The 22,853-nt window shown below is 67.0% G+C and carries 26 protein-coding genes and 2 tRNA genes; 10 read left to right on the forward strand and 18 right to left on the reverse strand.

The window, feature by feature from the left end; translation table 11 throughout:
• Nucleotides 1-32: 32 nt before the first annotated feature.
• Entirely contained in the window at nt 33-758 is a 726-nt protein-coding gene (locus D1604_RS12370; RefSeq protein ID WP_119413536.1) for a glutathione S-transferase C-terminal domain-containing protein, read from the forward strand.
• Nucleotides 759-839: 81 nt separating this feature from the next.
• On the opposite strand, the gene D1604_RS12375 is transcribed toward D1604_RS12370, so the two are convergent.
• The 5 genes from D1604_RS12375 to D1604_RS12395 form a co-directional block, all read right to left on the reverse strand.
• Nucleotides 840-2,186: a spinster family MFS transporter gene (locus D1604_RS12375; RefSeq protein ID WP_119413537.1), complete on the reverse strand. Its 1,347-nt coding sequence runs from the start codon at nt 2,184-2,186 to the stop codon at nt 840-842.
• Nucleotides 2,187-2,229: 43 nt separating this feature from the next.
• On the reverse strand, nt 2,230-2,655 hold the full coding sequence (locus tag D1604_RS12380; protein WP_119413538.1) for a nuclear transport factor 2 family protein: 426 nt from the start codon (nt 2,653-2,655) through the stop codon (nt 2,230-2,232).
• A 16-nt stretch (nt 2,656-2,671) separates the two neighbouring features.
• On the reverse strand, nt 2,672-3,820 hold the full coding sequence (locus D1604_RS12385) for a hypothetical protein (RefSeq protein ID WP_119413539.1): 1,149 nt from the start codon (nt 3,818-3,820) through the stop codon (nt 2,672-2,674).
• Between the two features lie 65 nt (nt 3,821-3,885).
• On the reverse strand, nt 3,886-6,054 hold the full coding sequence (locus D1604_RS12390; RefSeq protein WP_119413540.1) for a TonB-dependent receptor: 2,169 nt from the start codon (nt 6,052-6,054) through the stop codon (nt 3,886-3,888).
• A 612-nt stretch (nt 6,055-6,666) separates the two neighbouring features.
• Nucleotides 6,667-6,756, reverse strand: a tRNA-Ser gene (locus D1604_RS12395).
• 146 nt (nt 6,757-6,902) lie between these two features.
• Between D1604_RS12395 and msrA the strand changes: the two genes are divergently transcribed.
• A complete protein-coding gene (gene msrA / locus D1604_RS12400; protein WP_119413541.1) occupies nt 6,903-7,553 on the forward strand; it encodes a peptide-methionine (S)-S-oxide reductase MsrA in 651 nt (216 codons plus the stop codon).
• A 53-nt stretch (nt 7,554-7,606) separates the two neighbouring features.
• Nucleotides 7,607-7,909 (forward strand): MmcQ/YjbR family DNA-binding protein, encoded by a 303-nt coding sequence (locus D1604_RS12405; protein ID WP_199683775.1) that lies wholly within the window; start codon nt 7,607-7,609, stop codon nt 7,907-7,909.
• A 19-nt stretch (nt 7,910-7,928) separates the two neighbouring features.
• On the opposite strand, the gene D1604_RS12410 is transcribed toward D1604_RS12405, so the two are convergent.
• The 8 genes from D1604_RS12410 to flgF form a co-directional block, all read right to left on the reverse strand.
• Entirely contained in the window at nt 7,929-9,713 is a 1,785-nt protein-coding gene (locus D1604_RS12410) for a DUF885 domain-containing protein (protein ID WP_119413542.1), read from the reverse strand.
• Nucleotides 9,714-9,776: 63 nt separating this feature from the next.
• Nucleotides 9,777-10,076, reverse strand: coding sequence for a hypothetical protein (locus D1604_RS15940; RefSeq protein ID WP_233552083.1), 300 nt, complete (start codon nt 10,074-10,076; stop codon nt 9,777-9,779).
• A gap of 209 nt (nt 10,077-10,285) precedes the next feature.
• Nucleotides 10,286-10,789 (reverse strand): hypothetical protein, encoded by a 504-nt coding sequence (locus tag D1604_RS12420; RefSeq protein WP_119413543.1) that lies wholly within the window; start codon nt 10,787-10,789, stop codon nt 10,286-10,288.
• Nucleotides 10,790-10,826: 37 nt separating this feature from the next.
• Entirely contained in the window at nt 10,827-11,303 is a 477-nt protein-coding gene (locus D1604_RS12425) for a hypothetical protein (protein ID WP_119413544.1), read from the reverse strand.
• 124 nt (nt 11,304-11,427) lie between these two features.
• On the reverse strand, nt 11,428-12,150 hold the full coding sequence (gene flgH, locus D1604_RS12430) for a flagellar basal body L-ring protein FlgH (RefSeq protein ID WP_119413545.1): 723 nt from the start codon (nt 12,148-12,150) through the stop codon (nt 11,428-11,430).
• Nucleotides 12,151-12,164: 14 nt separating this feature from the next.
• Entirely contained in the window at nt 12,165-12,956 is a 792-nt protein-coding gene (flgA, locus tag D1604_RS12435; RefSeq protein ID WP_119413546.1) for a flagellar basal body P-ring formation chaperone FlgA, read from the reverse strand.
• 3 nt (nt 12,957-12,959) lie between these two features.
• Nucleotides 12,960-13,748: a flagellar basal-body rod protein FlgG gene (gene flgG / locus D1604_RS12440; RefSeq protein WP_024354814.1), complete on the reverse strand. Its 789-nt coding sequence runs from the start codon at nt 13,746-13,748 to the stop codon at nt 12,960-12,962.
• A gap of 14 nt (nt 13,749-13,762) precedes the next feature.
• A complete protein-coding gene (gene flgF, locus D1604_RS12445) occupies nt 13,763-14,500 on the reverse strand; it encodes a flagellar basal-body rod protein FlgF (protein WP_024354813.1) in 738 nt (245 codons plus the stop codon).
• Nucleotides 14,501-14,678: 178 nt separating this feature from the next.
• Here flgF and D1604_RS12450 point away from each other — a divergent pair, with 178 nt between their 5' ends.
• The 7 genes from D1604_RS12450 to D1604_RS12480 all read left to right on the forward strand — a co-directional run bounded on the left by D1604_RS12450 (nt 14,679) and on the right by D1604_RS12480 (nt 19,937).
• Nucleotides 14,679-15,329 carry a flagellar basal body-associated FliL family protein gene (locus D1604_RS12450; protein ID WP_119413547.1) on the forward strand — a complete coding sequence of 217 codons (651 nt, stop codon included), beginning with the start codon at nt 14,679-14,681 and terminating at the stop codon, nt 15,327-15,329.
• Nucleotides 15,329-16,411 carry a flagellar motor switch protein FliM gene (gene fliM / locus D1604_RS12455; RefSeq protein ID WP_119413548.1) on the forward strand — a complete coding sequence of 361 codons (1,083 nt, stop codon included), beginning with the start codon at nt 15,329-15,331 and terminating at the stop codon, nt 16,409-16,411. The genes D1604_RS12450 and fliM overlap by 1 nt, the downstream gene beginning before the upstream one ends.
• Before the next feature lies 1 nt (nt 16,412).
• Entirely contained in the window at nt 16,413-17,033 is a 621-nt protein-coding gene (locus tag D1604_RS12460; protein ID WP_119413549.1) for a DUF6468 domain-containing protein, read from the forward strand.
• A 79-nt stretch (nt 17,034-17,112) separates the two neighbouring features.
• Nucleotides 17,113-17,973, forward strand: coding sequence for a MotE family protein (locus D1604_RS12465; protein WP_119413550.1), 861 nt, complete (start codon nt 17,113-17,115; stop codon nt 17,971-17,973).
• Nucleotides 17,974-18,072: 99 nt separating this feature from the next.
• Nucleotides 18,073-18,312 carry a DUF3297 family protein gene (locus D1604_RS12470; protein WP_003169732.1) on the forward strand — a complete coding sequence of 80 codons (240 nt, stop codon included), beginning with the start codon at nt 18,073-18,075 and terminating at the stop codon, nt 18,310-18,312.
• 123 nt (nt 18,313-18,435) lie between these two features.
• Nucleotides 18,436-19,842, forward strand: a complete 1,407-nt coding sequence (locus tag D1604_RS12475; protein ID WP_119413551.1) for a M20/M25/M40 family metallo-hydrolase — start codon at nt 18,436-18,438, stop codon at nt 19,840-19,842.
• A gap of 10 nt (nt 19,843-19,852) precedes the next feature.
• A tRNA-Leu gene (locus D1604_RS12480) sits at nt 19,853-19,937 on the forward strand.
• 148 nt (nt 19,938-20,085) lie between these two features.
• Here D1604_RS12480 and D1604_RS12485 read toward each other — a convergent pair.
• The 5 genes from D1604_RS12485 to D1604_RS12500 form a co-directional block, all read right to left on the reverse strand.
• Nucleotides 20,086-21,144, reverse strand: a complete 1,059-nt coding sequence (locus tag D1604_RS12485) for a tyrosine-type recombinase/integrase (protein ID WP_158584932.1) — start codon at nt 21,142-21,144, stop codon at nt 20,086-20,088.
• Between the two features lie 243 nt (nt 21,145-21,387).
• Nucleotides 21,388-21,597, reverse strand: coding sequence for a hypothetical protein (locus D1604_RS15660; RefSeq protein ID WP_147399914.1), 210 nt, complete (start codon nt 21,595-21,597; stop codon nt 21,388-21,390).
• Nucleotides 21,594-22,013 carry a thermonuclease family protein gene (locus D1604_RS12490; protein ID WP_119413553.1) on the reverse strand — a complete coding sequence of 140 codons (420 nt, stop codon included), beginning with the start codon at nt 22,011-22,013 and terminating at the stop codon, nt 21,594-21,596. Before D1604_RS12490 ends, D1604_RS15660 begins: the two co-directional genes overlap by 4 nt.
• On the reverse strand, nt 22,010-22,408 hold the full coding sequence (locus tag D1604_RS12495) for a MazG nucleotide pyrophosphohydrolase domain-containing protein (protein WP_199683777.1): 399 nt from the start codon (nt 22,406-22,408) through the stop codon (nt 22,010-22,012). The genes D1604_RS12490 and D1604_RS12495 overlap by 4 nt, the downstream gene beginning before the upstream one ends.
• 1 nt (nt 22,409) lies before the next feature.
• Complete coding sequence (locus tag D1604_RS12500) at nt 22,410-22,721, reverse strand: hypothetical protein (RefSeq protein ID WP_119413554.1); 312 nt, start codon at nt 22,719-22,721, stop codon at nt 22,410-22,412.
• Nucleotides 22,722-22,853 lie beyond the last annotated feature (132 nt).

Raw genomic sequence — 22,853 nt, forward strand, 5'->3', positions numbered from 1 at the left:
ACTCACACACCCCAATCTCACGGAGGCCGGCTTTGATCGACCTGCACGGATGCGACACGCCCAACGGGCACAAGGTGGCGATCATGCTCGCCGAGACGGGGCTTGAGCACCGCGTAGTACAATACAACCTGTTCGAAGGACGGCACCTGACTTCCGAGTTCGGCGCCATCAACCCCAACCGTCGCCTGCCGGCCCTAGTGGATCACATGCCGATCGGAGGCGGCGAGCCGCTGGCCCTGTTCGAGTCGGGCGCCATTCTTCTGTATCTCGCCGAGAAGTCCGGGCGCTTTCTGCCAGACGCCCCGCGCCGACGGCATACGGCGGTGAGCTGGTTGATGTGGCAGATGGCCAGCCTGGGGCCGCAGCATGGTCAGGCCCACCATTTTCTGCGCTATTGTCCCGAGCCCGACGACTATCCGGTCCAGCGTTACACGCGCGAGGCGCGACGCCTGTTCGACGTGCTGGAGACGCGGCTGTCGCAGGCGGACTATCTGGCCGAGGAATATTCGATCGCCGACATGGCCTGCTGGCCCTGGGTGCGCGCCAGCCGCGCCATCGACATGGACATCGCCGAATGGCCCCGTCTCAAGGCCTGGTTCGACCGGGTCGGCGCCCGTGACGCCGTGAAGACCGCAGGCGCGGTCGCCGCCGATCATCCCGCTGCGGCGCGTCACATGACGCTGACGGCCGAGCAGTGGTCCGTGTTGTTCGGAGACAGGATGCTGTCGGCGGTGCGCCAAGGCAACGATCGGCCTTGAGCCGGTTCCCGGCGCTTGAAGACGAAACCCCCGCCGGAACGACCCAGCGGGGGTTTTTCATCGACCGGATAGGCCGGAACGTCAGACCGCCTCCGCCTCGGCGCGGTCGTTGTCCTGTACGGCGGCGATGATGGCCTTGCGGGCGAGCAGCAGCAGGCAGATCCCGATCGTCAGCGACAGGGCCGTCACCAGGGCCAGGGCCTTGCCCAGGCTGGTCGGGCCGTCGAACAGGTGCTCGCTGACGAAGCCGGTGAGCAGCGGGCCCAGCCCCATGCCGGCCATGTTGGCCACCAGCAGATAGATGGCGGTCATTCGCCCGCGCATGGTGGCGGGCGTCAGGATCTGCAGCGTGCCGGCCTGCAGCCCGCCGATGGTTGAGACCGTGGCCATGCCCGCGGCCGCCAGGATCAGGGCGACGGTCGTGTCGCTGACCAGATAGGCCCCCATCATCAACGGGAACTGGATCACGGCCGCCGCTAGGACCACACGCACCGGGGCGTCGACGTGGCCGCGCTTGGCTAGGCGGTCGGACAGAAGGCCGCCCACCGCCAGGCCGATGGTGCCGAACAGGCCGATGATGACGCCGAAGGCCAGGCCGAGTTGGGCCGGGCTCATGCCATGGGCGCGGGCGAAGTGGACGGGCGCCCACAGCATGGCGCCATAGGCGGCGATGACGATGATGGAGTAGCCGATGACCACCGCGCCGAAAGCAGCCTTGTGCCTCATCGCCAGGGCCCACAGGGCGCTCAGCGGCGGAGCCTTGGCGGCGCCCTGACGGCGCGGCGCCTCCCGCACGGTCAGCAGCATGACGACGGCGAGGGGAACGCCCAGCAGGCCCACGGCGACGAAGGCCAGGCGCCAGCCTGTCAGTTCGCCCCAGGGCATGGGGATGACCGTGGCCATCGCCCAGGCGACCAGCACGCCCCCGAACAGCATGGCCGCGCCTCCGCCCAGCGAGACCCCCATGTTGTAGAGGCTGACGGCGAAGCCCAGCTTTCGCTTCTCGAAGCGGTCGGCGATGGTGGAATAGGCGGCGGGAGACAGGGTGGCTTCGCCGATGCCGACCATGGCGCGGGCGGCCAGAAGGCTGAGGAAGCCGCCGGCGAAGCCGCTGAGGGCGGTGGCCGCGCTCCAGCCCAGGACGCCGCCGACCATCAGGTTGCGACGGTTGCCGTTGTCGGCGATCGAGCCGAACGGCACGCCCATGATCGAATACAGCAGCACGAAGCCGAAACCGACCAGGAGGCCGACCTGGGTGTCGCCCAGGCCCAGTTCGCTGCGGATCGGGTCGATCATCAGGCTGATCAGCACCCGGTCCATGAAGGACAACATATAGGCGACCATCAGCACGAGGACGACGTAGATGGCGTAACGCGGACGCGCGGGCACGGCGGGCGACGCGGCGGAAGGGGGCGGGGCGGTGGTCATCCGCGAACTCCTGGATACTGGGGCGGGAAGGGGGGCGGGCGCATCAGGCGGCGGCCGCGTCGGCCTGGGCGCGCCAGGCGATAAGCGGGGCTGAGTCGAAATACTCCTCCAGCCGGATGATGCGGTCGTCTTGAATCTGGCAGACCAGAACGGCGGGCAGGATGAGAACCGGTCCCGCCTTGTGCGTGGCGTGCAGCACGTGCTGCTGCACGTAACCGCCTGGGCGGTTCGGGCCGTCGGGCAGGATGCGGACGCGGCGGTCCTCATAACGACGCTCTGAAGTCTTGGCGGCGAAGGCGGCGAGGACGGCCAGATTGGCCTCGCGGTTCACAGCGACGCCTGCGGTGTTCAGCCAGACTTCGGCTTCGGAATGATAGCAGGCCTTCACCGCCTCGATATCGCCGGCCTGGATGGCCGCGATGAAACGATCGGCCAGGGCGAAGATGCGGTCATCGTCGGGTGCGGTCATCGGGATCGGCTCCAGGTCAGACGATCGGGTGGCTGATCGGCAGGCCGAAATGGCGTCGGCCGACCTGTTCGCGGGCGATGTCCCAGTCCCAGAAGGCGTGGGACGTGACGGTCGCGAGATCTCTCCAGAAGCGCTGGATCGGCTGGTCGTGGTGATAGTTGGACGAGCCGGCGGCGGCCATCATCGCCTGTATGACCTCGCGGCCGGTGCGCGCCAGATAGGCGGCCGATCCCTTCAGGGCGATGCGGTCCTCGGTGGTGAATCCACTCTGTACCAGGGCCTCGGTGCGGTCGATGTGGGCGCGGCCCAGAACATCCACTGCGCGCGTCGCGATCTGCATCTCGCCCATGACGATGTGGGCGTGCTGCTGATCCTTGACCACGTCGCCCGAGAAGTTGCGCACGCGCCGGTCGACGATGGCTTCAAAGGCGCTCAGGGCGCCTTTCAGCCCGCCGGTCAGCACCGGAATGATCGTCGTGTAGGACATGGGCACCAGGGGGATGGCGTATAGCGGATTGTCGTAAAGCGCCGTGCCCTCCGTCGCCCCCTTGCGCAGGGCGACGCCGTCGATGGAGCGGTGGTCGGGCACGAAGACGTTTTCGGCGACGATGTCGTTGGAGCCCGTTCCGGCCATGCCCGTGAAGCGCCAGGTGTCCACGACGGCGACGTCCGCGACCGGCATGACGAAGCTGCGCGGCGTCTTCTCGTGCGTCATCCCAGAGACCATGACCCAGTCGGCGTGCATCACGCCCGAGCCCCAGGGCGCGCGGCCGGAGATGATCCAACCGCCCTTGACGGGTTCGGCCTTCATGGTCGGAGCGGTGGCGGCCGGCAGCAGGACGAAGCCGCGCGGACTGAACAGCTCATCCTGCGCCTGGGGCGTCAGCTTGGCGGCGTAAAGGTTGTGGCCGATGTAGAAGGAGGCGATCCAGGCGGTCGAGATGCAGCCCTGCGCCAGGACGTCGACGACTTCATAGACCGTCTTCAGATCGGTTTCGGCGCCGCCCCAACGCTTGGGGACCAGCATCTGCACGATGCTTGCATCGATTAGGTCGCGAATGGTGTCGTCGTGCGGACGGCGCAGGACCTCGGTCTCGGCCGCGCGGGCCTTGAGCGTGGGCAGCAGATCGTGCGCCCGTCCGATCAGTTCGGAGGAGGAAGTCATGGCGGCTCGAAGAACGAAGTTGAGGTCGAAGGGGCCGACGCCTTGGCGACGTCGGCCCCCGATGATCAGAACGTCAGGCTGAGATCGACGCCGATCTCGCGCGGCGGCTGATAGACTCGCGAGGCCAGCAGGTTGCCGACGCCGAAGGTGTTGTTGATCACCAGTTCGTCCGTCAGGTTCTTGCCCCACAGGCTGACGCGCCAGCGGCCGTCCGGCAGTTCCAGCGACAGGCTGCCGTCCACCACGGTGTTCGACTGACGCATGGTCAGGTCAGTGGTGGCGTTCAGGGTGCTGAAGCTGGTGTACATGTCGGTCATGTGCCGCACGCTGGCCTGAGCCGTGACCCGGCCGAAGTCGAAGTCGTCCTTGTAGTTGAAGGTGACGCTGTTGCTCCATTTGGGAGCGTAGGGCATCGGCAGATAGGTGCGGTCGATGACGCCCAGACCGTCGCCCAGATCGGCCATGAACTCATCATAGCTGGCGTCCAGATAGCCGACGCTGGCCGAGATGGTGAAGACGTCGGTCAGCAACGCCGTGGCCTCGGCCTCGAAGCCCGAGATGGTGGCCGCGCCCACGTTGGAGACCAGCGTCTGGTTGATCAGCGTGCCGGGGATCAACTGCTGCACGCTTTGCTGCATGTCCTGGTAGTCGCTGGTGAAGACGGCGGCGTTCAGGCGCAGACGGCGGTTGAACAGATCGCTCTTCACGCCGACTTCGTAGGAGTCGACCGTTTCGGAGTCATAGGGACCGACCGCCAGGAAGGACCCGGCCCGACCGTTGAAGCCCCCGGCGCGGAAGCCGCGCGAATACTGGGCGTAGGTCATCAGGGTGTCAGACCACTTGTAGCTGACCCCGACCTTGGGCGAGAAATCGTCGAAGCTGGCTTCGAACGTCTCCGCGTTCGGATAGAACAGCGGCTGGGTGGTGAAGGTCTTCTCTTCCTTGCTGTAGCGGCCGCCGGCCGTCACGGTCAGGCCGGGCAGAACCTCATAGTCGGCCTGGCCGAACACGGCCCAGGAATCGGCCTTCTGCTGGGTGTAGATGGTCGATCCGGCGGTCGGCGAACCGAACACCGTGCCGAACTGACCCGTGGCGATGTCGTATTCCTGGGTCATGTAATAGGCGCCGACCACATAGGTCAGGGGACCGTCGGTGTTGGACGCGAGGCGCAGTTCCTGGCTGAACTGGTCGTGCGTCTCGTCACGGTGGACGGTCATGAACGGCGTAGGCGTGCCGTCGAAGTCGCTCAGCACCTCGGTGTCGGTCTTGCGATAGCCGGTGATGGAGGTCAGCTTGACCGGGCCGAGATCCCAATTGGCGTTCAGGGTGACGCCCAGGGCCTCCAGGTCCGAGAAGATGTCGTCGCCGACGTGGCTGAGGAAGGGATCGCCGTCCGTATCGGCCGGCTCGCCAAACCCCGGCAGGACCATGGACGGCAGACTGGCGTTCTCGAACGCCGTGCCGGTGCCCTTGTCCTTGGTGTAGTCGACAATCAGGGTGGCGTCGAAGCTCGCCGTCGGGGTCCACAACAGGGCGCCGCGCATCGAGGTGACGTCCTGGGCGCCCATGTCGCGGCCGTCGTAATTCTTGATGTAGCCGTCGTAGGTCTTGGTCAGGAACGAGAATTTCCCGGCCAGCTTGTCCTCGACCAGGGCGCCTTCCACGCCGGCGCGCAGTTCCTGGCGGCCGTTGGAGCCGAACGTCGCCTGGGCGCGGGCGCCGAAGTCGAAGGAGGGGCGTCGCGACTGGACGCTGACCACGCCGCCGATTGTGTTGCGGCCGTACAGGGTTCCCTGCGGCCCGCGCAGTATGGTCACGCCGCCGATGTCGAAGAAGTCCTGCACCGCGCCGACGTTGCGCGACAGATAGACGCCATCCAACTCCACGCCGACCGACGGTTCGAAGCTGGATTCGACGTCGGCGTAGCCGAGGCCGCGGATGTAGAAGGCGCTGGCGAAGGGATAGGCGCCGACCGGGGCCAGGACCACGTTGGGCACCTTGCCGTCCAGGTTCAGCAGGCTCTCGACCTTGCCGTCCTCAAGCGATTCCATGCTGAAGGCGCTGACCGCCAGGGGCACGTCCTGCAGCCGCTGTTCCCGGCGCTGAGCCGTGACGACGATGTCGGCGACGGCGGCGGCCTGGGGTTCGGAGGCCGGGGCCTCCTGCGCCATGACGGGCGATGCGCCGACGATGGCCAGGGCCGCGCCGCACTTGAGCCAGTGTGAGAATTTCATCCTATCCCTCCGTTGTTCTCGTTCTGAATGCGAGATGAGGGGATTGGCGCAGTAGTTGGATATTTTGTCAAACTATCTGACGAGATAGGGTAGTCAATTTGACGTTCTCAGCGACGGCCTACATTGAGGCTAGCCTCGTCCGAGGCCGTTCGTTTGATTGATAATCATCAACCTGTCCCGTATGTGCGCGGTCGTTGCCTTTCTGTGAGGAGGAGGCATTGGAACCCCCGAGGCGCTTCTGGAAATGGCCCTTAGGCGCAAACGTGGACAAAGGCGGCAGGCGAATAAGGTAATCGGCTTTCCGCATGAGAGCGCCTTTCGCGACCGGCAAGGGTACTCTCAGATATGATATCGCAAGGCCGGTCGGCGCCCGGTCTATCTTCACGGCTTGCTGAGCTCCGCGCAGTTCGCCGCGGAGTATGAGGCGGCGGCGAACGGCGTGACGACCAAGGTCGAGATCGGCGCCTCCCGCACTGTGCCTGGGTCTGCTGGCGACAGCGGCTTTCGCCATGATCGGCGGCACACAAGGCGAACAAAACTTGGCTAACCCGAACGGGAAAATAGCCAAATCAACGCGTAACTGATTGAAAACAAAGGGAATTATTATGGTGGTGGCGGACAGAGAGGGATTCGAACCCTCGATAGAGTTGCCCCTATACACGCGTTCCAGGCGTGCGCCTTCAACCACTCGGCCACCTGTCCATTCCACCTGAAGCCCGGATGCGTCCGGGGCGGAACCGTCGGGAGCGGACCGACGGGAGGGGCTGATTAGAGCATGACGACCCCATGGGCAAGCGCTCTTGAAGCCTCCATATAGGCGCAGACGATGTTTTCGCGGAGTTCTCGCCATGTTGTTGAAGAAGAATGCTGAACTGCCCACGCCTGAGACCGCTTTGCCGGGCCGGGCTGAGGCGCTGACGACGGATGAGACTCACTTCGTTCTCGGCCACGCGCTGAAGGGGCCGCACCCCGCGGGGATGCAGACGGCCGTGTTCGGCATGGGCTGTTTCTGGGGCGTGGAGCGGGTGTTCTGGCAGTTGCCGGGCGTATGGGTCACGTCGGCGGGCTATGCGGGCGGCATCACGCCCAATCCGACCTATGAAGAGGTCTGTTCGGGCCGCACCGGCCATACGGAGGTGGTGCAGGTGGTCTTCGATCCGACCAAGATCACCTACGGCGATCTGCTGAAGGCCTTCTGGGAGAACCACGACCCGACGCAGGGCATGCGTCAGGGCAATGACCTGGGCACCCAGTATCGCTCGGCCATCTATACGCTGAATGATGAGCAGCAGGCGGAGGCGGAAGCTTCGCGTGACGCCTATCAGGCGGCGCTCAGCGCGGCGGGGCGCGGCGCCATCACGACCGAGATCGAACCGGCAGGGCCGTATTATTTCGCCGAGGATTACCATCAGGGCTATCTGGCCAAGAATCCGGCGGGCTATTGCGGCATCGGCGGGACGGGCGTGGTTTGTCCCATCGGCCTAGGCGTCGGGGCCTAGGATGGACCGCGCGGGCGTCGGCAAGGTCTGCCTGGCGATGCCGGGGGGCGACGATGGATCATCCGTTCGGGCCGGGTCATGACGCCTATAAGGTCGGCGGCAAGATGTTCGCCCTGATCGGGGCCGAAGGCGGGCTGTCGTTCAAGGTCTCCGACATCGCCTATGAGGTGTTGACCGAGGAGGGGCGGGCAGCGCCGGCGCCCTATCTGGCGCGGGCGAAATGGGTGCATCTGGCCGATCCGGGCGACTGGCCGGACGACGAGCTTGCCGACCATCTGAAATCGGCCCACGCCCTGATCGCCGCCAGGCTGACGAAGAAGGCCCGAGCAGAGTTGGGTCTTCTCCTCCCCATGTGATGGGGAGGAGAGGCGGGCGTTACTTCGCCTTCTGTTCGGCGATCCAGCGGTCCATGCGGACGTCCAGCAGGGCCAGCGGCAGGGCGCCGTCGACCAGCAGGGCGTCGTGGAAGGTCCGCACGTTGAAGCGATCGCCCAATTCGCGCTCGGCCCGGCTGCGGATCTCGCGCAGGCGGATCTCGCCGATTTTATAGGCCGTGGCCTGACCGGGATCGCCGATGTAGCGCTGCAGTTCGGTTTCGATGTTGTGCGGCGACAGGGCGGAGTTGTCGCGGAAGCAGGCGCGGGCCTGTTCCTCGCTCCAGCCCAGCCAGTGCAGGCCGGTGTCGGCCACCAGGCGGCAGGCGCGCCACATCTCATAGCTGAGGCGGCCGAACCGCTCATAGGGCGTGCGATAGATGCCCATTTCCTCGCCCAGGAATTCGGAATACAGGCCCCATCCTTCGCTGAAGGCGGTGACCGAGGCGTCGCGGCGGTAATAGGGCTGGTCGGCGGCTTCCTGCTGCAGGGCGATCTGCAGGTGATGGCCCGGCACGGCCTCGTGCACCGTCAGGGCGGGCAGTTCATACAGGGGCCGCTGGTCCAGCTTGCCGGTGTTGACGATGTAGCCGCCCGCGACGCCCATCGCCATCGAACCGGCGTTGTAGCGGCCGGTGGTGTAGGTCTCCTCCATCTCGACCGGGACCGGACGCACGCCGTAAGGCAGGCGCGGCAGGGTCGCGAACAGGGACGGCAGGCGGTCGTCCGAGCGTTTGGCGATCTCCGACGCCTTCTCCAGCAGTTCCTCGCGCGACTGGGCGTAGAATTGCGGGTCAGTGCGCAGGAAGTTCAGGAAGCTGGCGAAGTCGCCGGTCCAACCCGCGGCGCGCATCTCAGTCTCCATGCGGGCGCGGATGCGGGCGACTTCCTCAACGCCGATCTGGTGCACCTGATCGGGCGTCAGGTCGGTGGTCGTATTGCTGCGTACCAGGAAGGCGTAGATGTCTCGGCCGCCGGGGCGGTGGACCAGACCCGGCTCCTGAGGAGCCTTGGGCGCATATTCGTCGCGCAGCAGGTCGCGCCAGGCGGTGCGGCGGGCGGTGATCGGTCCCTCGACCAGGGCGCGGGCGCGGGCGCGGAACTGGTCCTGCTGCGCGGTGGGGATGGAGGCGGGCAGGGCGTTGAACGGGCGCAGCAGGACGTCGCCCGCCTCGCCCGGCGTCAGGTCGCGCTCGGCCTGGGCCAGGGCGCTGTCGACGACCGAACGGGCCTGGATCAGGCCGGTCTCCAGCCCGCGTCGGGTGTTGGCGATCCCGGCGTCGTAATAGGCGGGCGCTGCTTCAAGACGCTTCAGCCAGGCCTCGGCATCGGCGGCCGTGGCGATGCGCGCAGCGGGGGCCAGATAGGCCATGAGCTGGCCGGGGCCGCCTTCGGAATCGAAGGCCAGACGGTGCAGATCCAGTTCGATCTGTTCCAGCTCGCGGCCGATCAGATAGCCGACGAAGGCGTGGTTCAGGCGGTGGGCTTCGTCCAGCGAGGCCGGGTCGATGGCGTCCAGCCGCGCCTTTAGGGCGTTCAGCGGGGCGCGGCGGGCCAGTTCGCCCGCGCGGCTGGCGTCGGGCAGGCGCGACAGGGCGGGGCGGTCGCCGTCCATGCCCGAGCCGATCGGGTCGTTCTGGCGCAGGTAGGCCTCGTAATCGACCAGCAGGGCGTCGAGCGCGGCGGCGCTGGACTGGCTTTGAGCAACGGCCGCCTGCGCAGGCAGGGCGGTTGCGGCTGCAAGGCCGGACAGGCCGATACCGGCGACGAGAAGAAGATGACGCATGACTTGAAGCCCTCCCACGAGCAGGCGGGGAAGGGAGCGGACGACGCCGCTGCGGTCAAGTCTTTAGCGGCACCGCTCCAGAAAGCGGGCGGCGCGTCCTTCCGATCCCGGCTGGGCGGCCATCATCGACCGCTGGTCGCCGTTCCATACGGCCAGCCATCCGAGGCGATAAAAGCGCTGAAACACCGGATGGGATGCGGGCGCCGTAGCGACCAGATGAACGCCGTCGTGGATGACCGCTTCTTCGACGCGGGCGGGGAAGGTCTCGGTGTCGCCGCCCGATTCCAGCGTCACGGCGAGGCGCTGCGGCGTCCGGTCGGCGGCCAGCGACAGGCCGATCTTGCCCGATCCGGGGGCGCACATGAGGCTGAGCGGCACGTCGTCGGACTGGGCCAGTCCATAGGACAGGCGGGGCTCGTCCGGATCCTCGTTCAGGAACCAGTCTTACCCGTCCACAGGCAGGGGTGCGGCACTGGTCGCCATAGGCGCGACTGTGGGCGCGCAGGCGCCGAGGGCGGACACGGCGGCGACGGCTGCGGCGGTCAGCCAGAAAGAGAGGCGCATCCTGATCCCTATCCGGTGCACAGTTCGGCGAAGCGGCGCAGTTTGGGCAGATTCGCCCGATCGATCTCTATGGCCTCGGCTTGATCGCCCAGCGTGAGCGTCAGCCGCCCGGAGGCCAGGAAGGCGGCGAAGACCGGGTGATCGGCGCGCAGCACCGCCTCCAGTCGGCCGCGTCGCGCGCGGGCCTCGACCTCGGCCGAAGCGGCGCCTGAGCGGATGACCGCGAAACCGTCGGCGCCCGGCGTGTCATGGAAGGCCAGCCGCACGATGCTTGAGCCCGGCGCGCATTCCAGCGTCGTGCGCAGACGCGGCGTGTCCGGGATCTCATTGGCCAGAACCAGCGGTCCGTCGCCGCTGTAGAGGGTCCAAGTCCACCCCTCCGACGGGCGCGGCGTTCGCGCGGGCGTCGCGGCCTGAGGCCGTTCGGCCGGCGGCTGGGCTCCGCTCTGAGGCGCCGTCTGTACGGCCAGGGCGAAGAGCATGGCCTGGGACAGGCCGAGCAGTGAGGTCATGTTTCAGCCCCCGCTGAGGAAAACCGGGGGACTGTGATCACGCGTGTCCCGAAGCGCAATAGCTAAGAAACCCCTGAACCAGACGCCGCTCGGCGCGAGTGGCGGTCAGCTGACGGTCGCCGGCCTCGGTCTGCACGGCCATACGCCCGCCGCGCGCCAGTCCCGTCAGGGCCGCATCGCCCAGCGGCAGGCGCGCTTCAAAGGCCTCTCCGTTCGACAGGGGATCGACGGGCTGAGGCCCGTGCGACGCCAGGATCAGGCCTGCGCTTCGCGGCTGAACGTCGCCGTAGACCACGGCCGAGTTCTCGCCCGGCGCACAGGTCAGCATCAGGGCCAGCTGGTCCGAATCCGGCAGGCCATAGGCCAGTTTCGCCATCGAGCCCTCGCGCAGCATATGCCAGCCGGCCGCGGGCTCGGTTCCGCCGCGCGGCGCCGAAGGCGCATGGGTCGCCGCATGGGCCGCAACGGCGGCCAGGCACACGGCGGCCAGGATCGGAAAGAGGCTCTTACGCATGACAAGCTCACTCGCGTTCGACAGAGCAAACGCGGGTCGCTTGTTAAGAGTTCACGGCTCCGCTGGGCCGCGCGCGATTCAGTGATGCGGTGCGGCTGGAATCACACGTTTCGGTGAACGCAGGTCAGAACGGGCTGAGACGCTCGACCAGGGACTGGGCGGCGGGCGTCGCCTGCATCCGGCTGATGTCGCCGCGCCCGCCATAGCTGATGCGCGCCTCGGCGATCTGGCTGTGGCGGATGGTGTTGGCGCTGGAGATGTCCTCGGGCCGGACGATGCCGGCGACGGTCAGTTCGCGCACTTCACGGTTGGTGCGCACTTCTTGCCGACCCTGGATGACCAGATTGCCGTTCGGCATGACGGCGGTGACCACGGCGGCCACCGTCAGGTTGACCCGCTCCGAGCGGTTGACGCTGCCCGAGCCGTTGGCGTTCGCCGCGCCCTGCGTGCCGATCATGTTGGCGGCGTCGAAGCCGCCGGGGAAGGCGCGGCCTAGGCTGTTCTCCAGCCCGAAGAAGTTGGTGACGCCGCCCGAGGCGCTGTTGGTGCGGTTGCGCTGGGTCGAGTTCTGGGTCTGGGCGCGGTCGTTGATGTCGATGGCGACGGTCAGGATGTCGCCGACGCGGCGGGCCCGCTGGTCGCCGAAGAAGCTGCGCGCGCCGGTGCGCCACAGGCTGTTGGCGCTGGCCGAGGTCGGTTCGGGCAGATAGGCCTGCTCGACCGGAACCAGGGCGGCCGGATAGCCGATGGGCGCCAGCTCCGGGCCCTTCACCGCCTCGATGGCGGTGGAGCAGGCGGCCAGCGAAAGGGCGGACACGGACAGGGCGATGAGGGGCAGGGTGCGCATGATGTCTCTCTCGCTCAACGGGAGGCGAACTGTTGCGGGTTACGGCGGGCCATCTGGGCGGCGGGACCGGCGATGGCCCGACCAGGCGCTACGGCCACGGCGTCGATGGTGCGGTTGGACTGGACGTTCAGGATCGGCACGGCCTCGCCCGCCGAGGCGTTGCGCGTCGCCTTGCCTGTGACGGTCAGTTCGACGCCGTCGCTCAGATAGGCCACTTCGACCATGTCGTTGCGCGCGATGACCTGGGGCGAGGCCAGGTCGCGCTGGGCCACGGGCGAACCGGCGCGCAGGGCGCGTTTGGCCTGAAGCCCGATCACGACTTCGGCGTCTTGGGGCGCGCCCGCCGGGGCCAGGTGCGACTGGACCGAGGCCCAGATCACGTCTTCGGGCTGCACCACCTCGCCGGCGGCCAGGCTGCGGGCGTAAGTCAGGACCTCGACGCTGGCGCTCGCTCGCGAGGATGCGCCGACGCTGGCGATGGCGGGACGGGCAGAGGTTTCGGCCGCAGCGGCGCCGCCTTCACGCACCACGATGCGACGCAGGCCGTTGGGGTTGCTCCATTCCAGCCCGGCGCGGCGCGCCGCGATCTGTACCTGAGAGGCTTCCAGCACGGCGGTGGGGCCGACGCGGCGGCCGACCACGACACTGGCCGCCTCGCCCGCGTTGTCGAACAACTCGCCCAGGGTGATGCGGCCGTCATCGTCGACCGGATCGGGCAGAAGGCTGACCGGCCCGGCCCATGCGGGGGCAGCCAGTGCGGCGACGGCGATTGTCAGGACGGGGGCGAGGATCAGGGCGCGCTTCATGGCTTAGCTCTTCACCTGGGCTGTGACGGCCAGCATGTCGTCGGCGGTGGTGATGACCTTGGAGTTCATCTCATAGGCCCGCTGGGCCACGATAAGCGCCGTGATTTCGCTGACCGCGTCGACGTTGGAGGCTTCGGTATAGTGCTGCAGCAGATTGCCGTAGCCGACCTCTCCCGGCACGCCGACCGTGGCGGGGCCCGAGGCCGCCGTCTCCAGCAGCAGGTTGTCGCCGATGGCTTCCAGACCCGCTTCGTTGAAGAAGGTCGCCAGCTCCAGCTGGCCCACGACCTGCGGCTCAGGCTCGCCCTGGGTGGTCACCTGGACCTGGCCCGACTTGGAAATGGTGACGTCCAGCGCATCCTGCGGAATGGCGATGGCGGGCTCGACGGCATAGCCGTCGTCCGTCACCAGCTGGCCTTCGCCGTTGATAGTGAAGTTCCCCGCGCGGGTATAGGCCAGCTCGCCCGAGGGCAGGGTGATCTGGAAATAGCCCTTGCCCTGAATGGCGATGTCGTAGGTGTTGCCGGTGCGGTTGGGGCTGCCCTGTTCGGTGATGCGGTAGACGCTGCCCGCCTTCACGCCCGAACCGATCTGGATGCCGGTCGGCACCACGGTTCCCTGCGACGAGGACTGGGCCCCCATACGCTCGACGTTCTGGTACAGCAGGTCCTGGAACTCGGCCCGCTGACGCTTGAAGCCAACCGTGTTCATGTTGGCGATGTTGTTGGAGATGACCTCCACGTTCAGCTGCTGGGCGGCCATGCCGGTGGCGGCGGTGCGAAGCGCGCGCATGTCTCAGCTCTCCCTTACGAAACCCGGCCCAGCCGCTCGATCGAGCGGCGCGACAGGTCGTTGGTGTTTTCGATCATCTTGGTCACGCGCTCATAGGCGCGGTTGATCTCGATGAGGTTGGTGATTTCCATCAGGGTGTTGACGTTCGACCCTTCCAGCGTCCCCTGACGGACCTGGGCGTCGGTCGCCTCCATCGGCTCGGCGCCGGACGTGTTGCGGTAAAGGCCGTCGCCCGATTTCTGCAGCACCGACAGGTCGTCGAAACGCACCACGGTCAGGCGGCCGATCGGCTGGCCCTGCTGGCTGACCGTGCCGTCGTGGGCGACGCTGACGGGGCCGCGCTGCGGGTCCAGGTCCAGCTCGGCGCCGTCGGCCATGACCAGCAGCCCCTGTTTGGTCGTCAGCCGCCCCTCAGGATCGGTGACGAAGGAGCCGTCGCGGGTATAGGCGGGGCCGGTCGGAGTCTGCACCGTGAAGAAGGCGCCTTCGCCCTCGATGGCGAAGTCCAGGTCGCGGCCGGTCTGCTTCAGCGCGCCCTGGCCGAAGTCGCGGCCGACGCCCTTGTCCAGGACGAAGCTGGCCGAGGGGCGGATGGCGTCATTGCGCGCGCGCTCGCCGATCTCGGTCCCGACCATCAACTGCTCGACCTTGAAGCCGGTGGTGTCGGCGTTGGCGACGTTGTTTGCCACGATGTCCAGTTCGCGGCGAAGCGTCATCTGGCGTGACAATCCGATATAGGCGGCGTTTTCCACGAGCGGACTCCTTTCGCCCCTTCCCGTCGCAACGACCGTGCCAACAGGGTTAACGCCCGTAGAATGGGGGTTTGAGGGGTTTCAGCCCCCGTGGCGCCCGGCAGGATTTGCCGATCGTAAACGCCTCGTTAACCAAAACAGGCCACACCCGGCATGTGAGGATCGGGGCGGCTTGGGCATGCTGAAACTGAAGCTGGGCAAGAAGAAGAGCGAGGCGCCGGTCGGCGACGACGCCAACCTGCCCGCCGTAAGCGAGGCCGCGCCCGGCGCCGAGGGCGAAGACGGCGCCGCCGAGGCCTCGGGCAAGAAGAAGATCCCGCTGCTGTTCATCATCATTCCTGCCGCGCTGGTGGTGCTGGGCGGAGGCGGCGCGACCGCCTTCATGCTGATGAAGCCCAAGTCCGCCGAGGCGGCGGGCGGGCACGCGGCTCCGGCCAAGGAAGAGAAGAAGGGCGGCGGTCACGGCGGCGGCAAGGAGGGCGAGGCGCCCGCCGGCGCCGGCAAGGTGGCGGCCGGTCCTGACGGCGTGACCTTCTACACCCTGCCGGACATGATCGTGAACATTCAGTCCGTGGACGGGCGCCCGACCTATCTGAAGCTGCGGCTGACGCTCGAGATGAAGGACGCCTCGGTCGCCTCGCACCTTCAGGCCGAGGCGCCGCGAATGCAGGACATGTTCCAGGGCTTCCTGCGCGAACTGCGCCCCGAGGATCTGGCCGGGTCGGCCGGGTCGTATCAGCTGCGCGCCGAGATCCTGCGCCGGGTCAACCTGATCGCCGCTCCCGGCAAGGTCGACGCTGTGCTGATCGAAGAAATGCTCGTGCAGTAATGAGCGACACCCTGGCCCCCGAGAACGAACTGGATCCCTTCGGCGGCGAAGCCGACTTGGGCGCGGACTTGGGCGCCGACCTGGGCGCGGGTCTGTCCGAGCGTGTGCTGAACCAGGATGAGATCGACAGCCTGCTGGGCTTCGACATGGGCGGCGGCGACGATGATGAGCGCAGCGGCATCCGCGCCATCATCAACTCGGCCCTGGTCTCCTATGAGCGCCTGCCGATGCTCGAAATCGTCTTCGACCGCCTGGTGCGGCTGATGACGACCAGCCTTCGCAACTTCACCTCCGACAACGTCGAGGTCAGCCTCGACACCATCAGCTCCATCCGCTTCGGCGACTATCTGAACTCCATCCCGCTGCCGGCCATTCTGGCGGTGTTCCGGGCGGAGGAACTGGACAACTACGGCCTGCTGACGGTCGACAGTAACCTGATCTACTCCATCGTCGACGTCCTGCTGGGCGGGCGTCGCGGCACGGCGGCCCTGCGGATCGAGGGGCGGCCCTACACCACCATCGAACGGGTGCTGGTGCAGCGGATGGTCGAGGTCATCCTGAACGACGCGCGTCAGGCGTTCGAGCCGCTGACTCCCGTCCACTTCAATCTGGACCGGCTGGAGACCAACCCCCGTTTCGCCGCCATCGCACGCCCCGCCAACGCCGCCATTCTGGTCAAGCTGCGCATCGACATGGAAGATCGCGGCGGCCGGGTCGAACTGCTGCTGCCCTATTCGACGCTGGAGCCGATCCGCAAGATGCTGCTGCAGCAGTTCATGGGCGAGAAGTTCGGCCGCGACAACATCTGGGAAGGCCACCTGGCCACCGAACTCTGGACCACCGAAACCGAGGTGCGCTGCGTGCTGGACGAGCAGCAGATGCCCTTGTCCAAGGTGCTGGACCTGAAGGTCGGCGACACCCTGATGCTGAACGTGACGCCTGAGTCCGAAGTCTCGGTGCGCGCGGGATCCATCCCGCTGACGACAGGCAAGATGGGCCGCAAGGGCCAGCACATCGCCGTCCGCGTCGAAGGCCCCATCAGCACCGCCGCCGCCGCCCGCCTCGCTAGGGAGAACAGCTGACATGACCGGCATCATTCTCGACTCCATCCTCATGCTCCTGCTGGTCGCGGCCATCGGCTACGGCATCAAGCTGGAGCGCAAGCTGAAGACGCTGCGCGAGGGCCAACTGGCCTTCGCCTCCGCCGTGACCGAGCTGAACAGCGCCGCCGGACGCGCCGAACAGGCCCTGGCCACCCTGCGCGCCTCGGGCCAGGAGACGGACCTGCTGCACGACCGCATCATCAAGGCCCGCGCGGTGAAGCAGGAGCTGGAGGTGCTGATCGCCCGCGCCCCGGCCCGCCCGGCCGACAGCCGCATCGAAACGCGCGAGGACGAACGTCGCGCCGCCGCCAGGGCTCTGGCCGAGATCGAGGCGGCGGCCGAGGCCGAACCGGCCCGCGCCTCTGCGGTCTCGCCCCTGCTGGACGACGAGACCCGCGCCCGCCGAATGGCGGCCCTGATGGAACGCATCGAAGGCGCTCGCGCGGTCATGAAGGCCCCATCGCCCAAGTCGTCCCCCAAGCCCGCGCCTGCGCCTGAGCGCGCCTCGCCGGTGATGCAGGCCCTGGCCGCTAACCATGCTGCGCAACAGAGCCTAAACCGCGCCCGCCGTAGTCTGGATGACGACCTGTTCGCTGCTTGATGTTGGCCCCTATGTCCGAGGCGCGGCCTCGGACGACTTGAGGGGCAATGATGATGCGCTTTTTTCCTGAGTTTGACCGATGAGCAAGCTGCCCCGCCTTCTGCCCCTGATCGCCGTCGCCATCGGCGGCGTCGTGGCCGTGCGCGCTGCGGGCGTGGCGCCGGATCTGTTTCAGGGCGCGACCGCATGGGCTCAGGAAGCCGTCGTCAAGGAAGGCGAGGGGGCCAGGCCCGAGCCCAAGCCCGCCGCTGTCTGCGCTCTGACGCCTGAACAACTGGCCCAGCAGGCGGGGATTTCTCCGGCCGAGCTGCGCATCATCCAGTCCCTGTCCAAACGCCGCGACGCTCTGGACGCGCGCGACGCCGACTTCGCCACCACCCTGCCGCTGATGGTGGCCGCAGAGCAGAAGCTGGACGCCAAACTGCAGGCTCTGGAGGCGCTCAAGAGCGAGATCGGCGCCCTGGTCGGCCAGGTCGACGAAAAGGAAAAGGCGGAAGAGGACCGTCTGGTCGCCGTCTACTCGGCCATGCGTCCCAAGGAGGCGGCGGCGGTCTTCGCCACCCTGGACGACGGGGTTCGCCTGCCGGTCGCCTCGGCCATGCGCCCCCGGACCTTGGCCGCCATCATGGCTCAGATGCCGCCCGCCGCCGCGCGTGAATTGACCGAGAAGCTGGCCAAACGCTTCCAGGCCGAGCAGTACGCCGCCCGCGCCGCCGCCGTGGCCGCGCCCGCCGCTGCCGTTCCGGCTCCGACCCCAGCCGCTCAACCCGCCGCAGCCGCGCCTGCGCCCGCTCAGGCGACCCAGACGACGCCGCGTCGCCCAGCGGCCCGGCCCGCCACCCCGCCTGCACAAAAGGCGGCTGCGCCCGCCGAAACTGGTCCGCGCCCCTATGCGGCGGCGGCCGACGCCCCGACCGGTCCGCGCCAGTCGGTGCAGTAAGCGGTCTGGCTCCTCCGCTATTGAGGGGAGGGGGAGAATGGTTGTCGCGACCCGTCCGCGCGGCTATTCAGCCCGCTTCGCCTTCTGATGAGACCTGCCATGTCCGACGCCCTGCCTGACCGCCTTTCGGTCGATCCCGACAGCCCCTTCCACGACGCCGACCTGCTGGCGCGCGGCGTGGGTATTCGCTTCAAGGGCGAGGAAAAAACCAATGTCGAGGAATACTGCGTCTCGGAAGGCTGGGTCCGTCTGGCCGTCGGCAACCGCGTCGACCGCCGCGGCAAGGCCCTGACCGTCAAACTGCAAGGCCCGGTCGAGCCCTTCATCAAGGGCGAGTGATCGAGAGCCTTCGATTTCCGCTCTGGCGGCGAAGCTGAGACTTTCGGTCGCAGGCTTCGCCCGCTAGGGTCCGCGCCTCATTGTTGAGTTGGGGAGGCGCACTTGTCGTTCAATGCTCGTCTTATGGCCGCCAGCGCTGTGGCGCTCGGCCTGATCGTCACGCCGGTCCTGGCGCAGGACGCCCGCACCATCCGCGCCGCTGAGCAGGTGCGCGATCAGGCGCTGAGGGGCAATATCGCCCTAGACTACGTCACCCAGATCACCACCCGTTTCGGCCCGCGCCCGGCGGGCTCGCGCGCCGAGCAGGACGCCGCCGCCTGGGCCGCCGACTACATGCGCGCCCACGGTTTCCAGAACGTCCGCATCGAGACCTTCCCCCTGATCGGCTGGGAGCGGGGCGAGGAAAGCGCCGAGATTCTGGGCGCCCGTCCGCAGAAGCTGGTCGTGGCGGCGCTCGGCCACTCCATCGCCACCCCCGCCGAGGGCGTTGAAGCGGACATCGTCTTCTTCGACGGCCTGGACGCGTTGGCGGCCGCGCCCGCCGGGTCGCTGACCGGCAAGATCGCCGTGGTCGACGGCGGCCAGATGGTGCGGATGCAGGACGGCTCGGGCTATGGCCCCCTGTCGCGGCTGCGCAGCCAAGGGCCGACCGAGGCGGCCAAGCGCGGCGCGGTCGCCTTCGTCATGCGCTCGGCCGGGTCGGATGAACACCGGATGCCGCACACCGGCACCACCCGCTATGTCGACGGCAAGGTGCCGCTGCCGTCCTTCGCCCTCAGCGCGCCGGACGCCGATCAGGTGGCGCGTCTGGTCGGCATGGGCGAGACGGTGCGTCTGCGCCTGAAATCCACCGCCCATACCTATGAGACGGTCAGCCAGAACGTCATCGGCGACATCGTCGGCGCCTCGCGTCCGAACGAGATCATCGTCCTGGGTTCGCACATGGATAGCTGGGACCTGGGCACGGGCGCCATCGACGATGCAGCGGGCGGCGCCATCACCCTGGCGGCGGCCAAGCTGATCGCCGAACAGGGCCGTCCGGCGCGCACCGTCCGCGTGGTCCTGTACGGCTCCGAAGAGGTCGCCCAGCCGACCGATCACGGCAACGGCGGCGGCGCCTATGTCCGCAACATCGGCGCGGGCGTCGAGAAGCACGTCATCGCCGGCGAAAGCGACTTCGGCGCCGACCGCGTCTACGCCCTGGGTCTGCCGCCCGGCTCGCAGGGATCCGACTTCGCCCGCATCGCCGAGCGGATCCTGCGCCCGCTGGGCGTGCTGTCGGGCGAGCCGGAACTGTATGGCGGCGTCGATATCGGCCCGTTGGCCAAGGCGGGCGTTCCGGTCTTCGGCCTGCGCCAGGACGGCACGCGCTATTTCGACCTGCACCACACCGCCGACGATACGCTGGACAAGATTGACCCGGCCCAGATGACCCAGAACGTCGCCGCCTGGGCGGCCTTGGTGCGCCTGATCGCTGATTCAGATGTGGACTTCCGGGCCGCTCGTGCGGCACAGGAGGCGAAGCGCTGAGGCGCGCCCTGCGAGCGTGGCGGAACTGGTAGACGCAAGCGACTTAAAATCGCTCGACCTCGGTCGTGCGGGTTCGATTCCCGCCGCTCGCACCATCAATGTTTTCAACGGGTTAGGCCCGTTGGGGCGGTCGAAAGGGGTCTTTGGGGCTCTTTTCGCCACCCCATTGATTTGTCACGACTTTCCGACATTTTCAGATTATTCCCGCATGCTCCGAGCGCCGCGAGAGCGCCGCAAAGTTCTTCAGACGTTCACCTGGCTGATGATTCGTTCGCTGGCCTGCGCGATGGCATCGTCTTCGTCTTCGTCACGCCAAAGGTGGCCGTAGGTGTCCATCGTCATTTTGAGTGTGGCGTGGCCGACAAGCTCCTGCACCTTCTTCGGCGTCGGCTGTGGTCGCTGAGCCAGCCACAAGCTGACAGCAACATGGCGCAGCATGTGAGGTTTGAACGCTGCCTGGGGTCGGTTCTTGCCCTTGCTGTCAGGAACCATGACCACAAGGCCAGCGCGACGCATCAGGGGCATCCAGCAATCCCGGATGAAGTCGTGGTAGCCCCATACGTCCGAGCCGGTCGCTGGGTTAGGAAAGAGCCGGCCGGTGGCGACGACTTTTTCACGCTTTCCGTTGATGTGGCCGAACGGCCTGACGCCGCCACGCTTCAGACGCCAAGCGCGGATTGCGAGTGATGTTTCCTTCCCTATCGGGACATCGCGGCGCCCCTTGCCAGTCTTCGGCGGATCCAGCGTCTTGTGCTGATACTCCAGCCGCTCCCTGACCTTTAGGCGCCCGCCTATAGGTTTGAGCACAGCTGCCTCGTCGGCCAGGCCGAGAAGCTCTGAGCTTCGGAGCCCCCCAAACATGAGTATCCGCACGACAGCAGTATCGCGTTCCGGGTGGTCGCCTTGCGCAGCTGCAGCCACAATTGCGCTCAGGTGCTGCTTCGGAGGCAGTTCGAACGGCTCTTCCTCGGGCGTGGAGGCTGCACCGTCCACAGCGCAGGCCTGGGCCGGGTTCGCCAGCAACCAGCCGCGTCGTACAGCGAAGCGGCACCACTGCACAAAGGAACGTCGAACCCGCCGAGCGGTCGAAGTTGATCCAGTCAGCTTGACGATGTCGTCCAACAATCCCTGGATCATCGGCGCGCGCAGTTCTGAAAGGCGCTTCCTGGCGATCGGATGAGGCTTTACGTGAGTGTCTAGAATCGACTGATAGCCGTTGACCGTGGTGGCGCGCCGGTCACCTGAGCGTACTAGGCCGTGGAAATATGCAATGTGCTCCTCGGCCATCTGAACGACCGTCATCTGGGACGAGCCTCCGACGAGTCCGGACGCTACGCTGACCAGCCACGCTTTCGCGTCTCTTTGGGTCTCAAAGGTCTTCGACTGCCGGTCACCATCTGGGCCCGCCCACGTAGCGCGCCAGCTCGTCTTGCGACTGCCGTCGGCTCGCGGTGGGTAGATGACTTTTCTCACGTGGGCCATGGAGCGCGCCTTCCAAAGAGCGCCTCATGATGCACGGTCAGGGCGCTACGTCATCTCTCGCCGTCAGGCGGCGTGCGAGGGCAATGAGTCATCGCCGCGCAGATAGGCGTCCAGTTCGGACCGGAAGGCATAGAGGCCGAAACCCTCGCGCTTGCGGATTGGGACGGCCCAGCCTTGTTCGCGGGCCAAGTAGACCCAGCGCTCTTTCTTACCGAGATACCGGGCGATTGCGCTTGCACCATCCAGCCGGTCGTTTGCTTGATCATCGTTCACTGCCACACCCCCCTTCCTCTCTCTCGGGCTTCGTTCTCTTGCTGGCGGTAGGGATCGCCGTAGTTGGTCTCAGAGATCGCCAAGCCTTCCCGAACGAGGATGGCGCCCAAGTCCCGGCCGTTGACCGTGCAGGTGGCCACGATGCGCTGATAGCGGTCGCGGGACTGGACGGTGCAGCGGGCGCCGTTGGCCGCGAGCTGCCGGGCTCGGGTGGTTGCTGCCGGTCCGCTGGCCTTGGCCTCGGGCGAGCAGGCCCAAACGTTTGGCCGCTGGCGGCAGCGGGTGAAGGGCGCGACCTCTCCGGCATCGATCCCGGCCAGCCGGACGCGGTGGCGCTCGCCGTCCTCGGTGACACACCGGCCAGAGTCACCGTCTGACATCGCGAGGGTGACGCAGATGAGGACCAGGGCGCTCATGCTTTACCCGTCGAGGCCAATCGCGTCTCCAAGCCGACCTTCTCGCTCGTTGCATTGAATTTGCGAGCGATCGCCGCCTCGAGGTCGATGCCGTAGTGCATGGCGATCAGATCAACACAGATCACGACGTCAGCGAGTTCGTCCGCCAGTTCTTCTGCAGTTGCTCTTGAGCCGCGGATGCCCAGGCGCTCCCGCTCCAGCTTCTTGATGATGTTGCAGGCCTCTCCGACCTCGCCCGCCAGCTCATTGCCGCGATAGGAGGCTGTGATCTGGTTGTCCTGATCCCACTCGTTCTGGCGAGCGATGTTGGCGGCGCGGAGGTTCGTGTGCGTGGTCATGGTCAAGCTCATAGCAGGTGGCGCCACCTTCTCGCGCGGGGTGAGGGGGTGGGTCATGTCATTCTCCCTCATGCTCGATGACCAGATCAGCCTCAGGGCCGTCGCCAGTCAGGAACATCCAGTAGTGGTTCTCGACAGCCGCCTTGATGCGGTCGATTGGCAGGGCGAACGCCAGCGCAGCCTCCCCGAGCGTGGGACCTACGACATTGCGCCAGCCGACCTCTCGCGTTCGAGCTTCGAGGTTGGTTATCGACCAACACTGGACCGCCTTGCCGAGCGTCATGAGCGTGGGGCCGTTATCGCCGAAACCCTCGTCCAGCAGATCATTCAGCGGGCCGTCGTCATCGATGTCTACAAGCTCGATGCTCACTCCCCGCCCTCCTTGTCCGAGGGGGTGGCGGCGGATGGCGAAATGAAGAAACGCTTAGGCCCATCGCATGTATCCAGGTTCAGTTCGGCCCATCAGTTGACGCGATGGAGTCTCCCAATAGCTGGCGTCTTT

The organism is Brevundimonas sp. LPMIX5 (assembly GCF_003576505.1).
In the GTDB taxonomy this organism is placed as follows: Bacteria; Pseudomonadota; Alphaproteobacteria; order Caulobacterales; family Caulobacteraceae; genus Brevundimonas; species Brevundimonas naejangsanensis.

Bases quoted from the DNA above. Each gene is read 5' to 3' on its own strand.
- D1604_RS12405 (WP_199683775.1), top strand. From the start codon at position 7,607: ATGGATCATCCGTTCGGGCCGGGTCATGACGCCTATAAGGTCGGCGGC.
- flgA (WP_119413546.1), bottom strand. From the start codon at position 12,956: ATGAAGCGCGCCCTGATCCTCGCCCCCGTCCTGACAATCGCCGTCGCC.
- D1604_RS12465 (WP_119413550.1), top strand. From the start codon at position 17,113: ATGAGCAAGCTGCCCCGCCTTCTGCCCCTGATCGCCGTCGCCATCGGC.
- flgG (WP_024354814.1), bottom strand. From the start codon at position 13,748: ATGCGCGCGCTTCGCACCGCCGCCACCGGCATGGCCGCCCAGCAGCTG.
- D1604_RS12375 (WP_119413537.1), bottom strand. From the start codon at position 2,186: ATGACCACCGCCCCGCCCCCTTCCGCCGCGTCGCCCGCCGTGCCCGCG.
- D1604_RS12390 (WP_119413540.1), bottom strand. From the start codon at position 6,054: ATGAAATTCTCACACTGGCTCAAGTGCGGCGCGGCCCTGGCCATCGTC.
- msrA (WP_119413541.1), top strand. From the start codon at position 6,903: ATGTTGTTGAAGAAGAATGCTGAACTGCCCACGCCTGAGACCGCTTTG.
- D1604_RS12410 (WP_119413542.1), bottom strand. From the start codon at position 9,713: ATGCGTCATCTTCTTCTCGTCGCCGGTATCGGCCTGTCCGGCCTTGCA.
- D1604_RS12470 (WP_003169732.1), top strand. From the start codon at position 18,073: ATGTCCGACGCCCTGCCTGACCGCCTTTCGGTCGATCCCGACAGCCCC.
- flgH (WP_119413545.1), bottom strand. From the start codon at position 12,150: ATGCGCACCCTGCCCCTCATCGCCCTGTCCGTGTCCGCCCTTTCGCTG.
- D1604_RS12450 (WP_119413547.1), top strand. From the start codon at position 14,679: ATGCTGAAACTGAAGCTGGGCAAGAAGAAGAGCGAGGCGCCGGTCGGC.
- D1604_RS12475 (WP_119413551.1), top strand. From the start codon at position 18,436: ATGGCCGCCAGCGCTGTGGCGCTCGGCCTGATCGTCACGCCGGTCCTG.
- D1604_RS12385 (WP_119413539.1), bottom strand. From the start codon at position 3,820: ATGACTTCCTCCTCCGAACTGATCGGACGGGCGCACGATCTGCTGCCC.
- D1604_RS12380 (WP_119413538.1), bottom strand. From the start codon at position 2,655: ATGACCGCACCCGACGATGACCGCATCTTCGCCCTGGCCGATCGTTTC.
- fliM (WP_119413548.1), top strand. From the start codon at position 15,329: ATGAGCGACACCCTGGCCCCCGAGAACGAACTGGATCCCTTCGGCGGC.
- D1604_RS12425 (WP_119413544.1), bottom strand. From the start codon at position 11,303: ATGCGTAAGAGCCTCTTTCCGATCCTGGCCGCCGTGTGCCTGGCCGCC.
- D1604_RS12485 (WP_158584932.1), bottom strand. From the start codon at position 21,144: ATGACGGTCGTTCAGATGGCCGAGGAGCACATTGCATATTTCCACGGC.
- D1604_RS12490 (WP_119413553.1), bottom strand. From the start codon at position 22,013: ATGAGCGCCCTGGTCCTCATCTGCGTCACCCTCGCGATGTCAGACGGT.
- D1604_RS12495 (WP_199683777.1), bottom strand. From the start codon at position 22,408: ATGACCCACCCCCTCACCCCGCGCGAGAAGGTGGCGCCACCTGCTATG.
- D1604_RS12420 (WP_119413543.1), bottom strand. From the start codon at position 10,789: ATGACCTCACTGCTCGGCCTGTCCCAGGCCATGCTCTTCGCCCTGGCC.
- D1604_RS15940 (WP_233552083.1), bottom strand. From the start codon at position 10,076: ATGTGCGCCCCCGGATCGGGCAAGATCGGCCTGTCGCTGGCCGCCGAC.
- D1604_RS12460 (WP_119413549.1), top strand. From the start codon at position 16,413: ATGACCGGCATCATTCTCGACTCCATCCTCATGCTCCTGCTGGTCGCG.